This is a genomic window from Paenibacillus darwinianus (assembly GCF_000598065.1).
Classification (GTDB): domain Bacteria; phylum Bacillota; class Bacilli; order Paenibacillales; family Paenibacillaceae; genus Paenibacillus_I; species Paenibacillus_I darwinianus.
In genome coordinates this window covers 10832-13606 of record NZ_KK082184.1, presented here as the reverse complement: position 1 = coordinate 13606, position 2775 = coordinate 10832, and the positions used below count along the sequence as shown (strand labels likewise).

The 2775-nt window shown below is 56.0% G+C and carries 2 protein-coding genes; one reads left to right on the top strand and one right to left on the bottom strand.

Annotated elements, in window-relative coordinates:
- Positions 1-128: 128 nt before the first annotated feature.
- Positions 129-1247, bottom strand: a complete 1119-nt coding sequence (locus BG52_RS11805) for an AI-2E family transporter (protein WP_036585356.1) — start codon at positions 1245-1247, stop codon at positions 129-131.
- Between the two features lie 158 nt (positions 1248-1405).
- Between BG52_RS11805 and BG52_RS11800 the strand changes: the two genes are divergently transcribed.
- Positions 1406-2775: polysaccharide deacetylase family protein (locus tag BG52_RS11800; RefSeq protein ID WP_051602325.1), on the top strand; the 1370-nt coding region annotated here is incomplete at its 3' end.

The following is a 2775-nucleotide window of genomic DNA, read 5'->3' as shown; positions in this document are numbered from 1 at the left end:
TGGCCGAGAACCGGCCCGCCGGCAGCGCCAATCAGGCGACCTCGCTGTTTCGAGGCGTTATGGATATTATTGCCGCGCACGAAAATGCCTCCCGCTCCGGATCATAATACGGATGGGAGGCATTGTCGCTACTCCGCCGGTCCCGGCGGCGGAACGGTCCGGATATCGAACTCCCCCTTGGGGGCCCTGATCCACCGATGAAGGTAGCCCTGGTCATAAAGTGCCTTGATCAGGATGACTAGTATCGGCGACAGGATGACGCCGGCGACGCCGAACAATGACAGGGAGACGATCATGAACACCAGCATCGTATAGGCGGATACGCCAAGCGTATCGCCGGTGATTTTCGGCTCGAGAATTTGCCGGGTGAGCAGCACGACTCCGAGAATGACGGAGAGCCATATGGCTAACGCCGTTTGTCCCGTAACGAACAGGTAGATGATCCAAGGAATGAACACGGTGCTTACGCCGAGCAGCGGCAGTACGTCGGCGACCGCGGACAGGAGGGCAATCGTAAACGCGTTGTTCACCCTGAGCGCGAGCAGCGCGACGAGCACGACCGCGAAGGTGATCGAGATCAGGATGAGCTGCGACTTCAAATAGCCGCCGATGCCGACAAGCACGTTGTCTTTCAGGAAGAAGAACGCATTTTTGAAGGTGTTAGGCGTTTTGAGTTTGGCGGTCTTTCTCCACATCTCGATTTCGACGCTCAGGAAGTAAGCCAGGATGATGCCGACCCCGAAGTTGATGACGAACGCGGAGAAGGAGGACAGAAAGCCGACGAGCCAACTGAGCAGCCCGGCCGCGGTATTAGAGCCCCACTTCGTCACCGAATTGATGATGTCCTGCGATTTCGCCACTACATCGGGCGGCACCGCGCTGATTTGAGCCTGCACCCATTCCATGATTTCGGTCGCCTGAGCCGTGAGCATCATTTGGTACTCGTCCAGCTTGTCGATGAGATTCGTAATTTCGCTCGTGACCAGAATGCCCGCACCGACAAAAGCGCCCAGAATGACGATTGTAAAGAACAACACGGCGATGGCCGAGGCGAGCGATTTCTTCATGCCGATCCGGTTCAGCCGCTTGGCGATCGGCTCGATACAGGCAAAAATGAGAAAGGACAGGAAAACCGGAGTGGCGATGCGGTACAGTAAGCTGAACGTGAACATGATCAGCCAGACCGTCAAAGCGATGAGCGCGATGTCAAATGCGGTGCGCCAATATTTTTTGTAGAACGTAAGCATGCCGATTCCCCTTCCCTTCAATCTAATCCGATTGTACTATAGTTTTAGAAAATACGCCTATTTTTTATGAGCTTATGATACAATTGAGTAATGAGAAAAGCATCATGAGAGCGTTCACCAGGTGGACGTGCGATTACGGGATGGTGGGGAAACAATAGATGGAGAATATTCTGCTGTGGGGTTTTTACCTATTGACCTTTTACGCGTTTCTCCCTGGCTTCGTCAGCCGAACGTTCGGTTTCCGCGTCTTTAAGCGCGGGCGGGCCGAATGCGAAATCGCACTCACGTTCGACGATGGACCGGATCCCAGATATACGCCGCTGCTGCTCGACCTGCTTGCGCGGTATGGAGCGAAAGCGACGTTTTTCGTTGTCGGGATCCATGCGGAGAAGCACCCTGAGCTGCTCACGCGCATGCAGGACGAGGGGCATATCGTGGGGATTCATAATTATGTACACAAGACGAATTGGCTAATGCGGCCGGGTGCCGTGAAGAAGCAGATTCACCGGACGTCCGATATCATCAAGAAAGCAACCGGGCAGCGCCCGAACTATTACCGCCCTCCGTGGGGGATCGTCAATCTGTTTGATTTTTCGAAGCACGGATATTTGCAAATTATACTATGGTCGGCCATGTTCGGCGATTGGCGCAGCCGTCTCGGAGCCGGGCGCCTGACCGATCGAATGATGAAAAAGCTGCGGCCCGGCGAGATCGTGCTGCTGCACGATCGCGGCACGACGTTCGGAGCGGACGAGGAGGCGCCGCTCCAAATGCTGGAGGCGCTCGAGACGTATATGAAAGCGGGACTGGATCGCGGTTACCGATTCGTTACCGTCAAGGAGATGATTGCAGTGACGGATGAAGCAAAGAATGCCGTCGGCGCGGATAAGCGGGCGGGCGGCGCAAACACAAGGACGCTCGGGATTTTCAAGCGAATGGCGGTTTCGGGGTGGATGGCCTGGGAGCGCTGCTTCAACGTGCTGTTCCGGATTGTGGATGTGGGCGACGGGGCGATTTTTCACTATCGGATCAGGCCTTATTACGGGAAAACGCTTGTGCTTGACGACGGGCGGACAATCGAAAACAAGGATAAAGTGATCGAGCTGCATTTCGACAACTCGAAGCTGCTCAAGGTGATGCTCCATTCGCGTTCCGTGCTGCAAACCGCGATTCAGCTGATCCGTGAGGTTGACAAGGCGCTTCCCAAGCTGGCCGCGCATATGCAGGACCGCAAGGAGTTTGAGGAAGTCAAGGGCCTGTACGGAGTCAGCATGATGCATCGGGGGCCCGAAGCGTTCGGCTTCAGTGTGTTGGCTATGCCTAGGGGGTTGTTCAGTCTCTTCACGCACTACTATTTGCGGCTGCTGCTGATGGTGCTGCATCCGGGCGGCAAGGAACGGCTGCGCAACAAGCAGGCGACGCTGGTGCCGCACATTATGGCGATGTCGATGGACGAATTCAACCGGCGCTACGTCACGGCAGGCGGTCCGACGGAGAAGCTGTGGAAGGAACCGGCCGCCGCTCCAGC